This is a genomic window from Priestia sp. SIMBA_032, from assembly GCF_046535215.1.
Classification (GTDB): Bacteria; Bacillota; Bacilli; order Bacillales; family Bacillaceae_H; genus Priestia; species Priestia aryabhattai.
Genome location: NZ_JAWRXD010001556.1, coordinates 1 through 236, shown reverse-complemented (window position 1 = coordinate 236; position 236 = coordinate 1). Strand labels below are relative to the sequence as shown.

Annotated in this window: 1 protein-coding gene; it reads left to right on the top strand. The window is 73.3% G+C overall.

Translation table 11 applies throughout. The features are described from left to right. Positions 1-236: hypothetical protein (locus SB717_RS39510; RefSeq protein WP_410908789.1), on the top strand; the 236-nt coding region annotated here is incomplete at both ends.

The window sequence follows — 236 nt, the reverse complement described above, 5'->3', positions numbered from 1 at the left end:
CGCTACGCAGCGCGGGCGACGCGTTGCTGTTCGAGGCCGAGGGGATCCGCCTGACCCTGCCGGACGCCATGGCGCAGCGCCTCGCCGGGCACGGCAGCCGACTGGTGCGTCTGGGCATCCGCCCGGAAGACGTCGACGAGCGCAGCGAGGCCCGCGAGGGCGAGTGCCTTCAGGGGCGCGTCGACTCCGTGATGCCCGTCGGATCGGACCAGTTCCTGGGCATGAAGGTCGCCGGC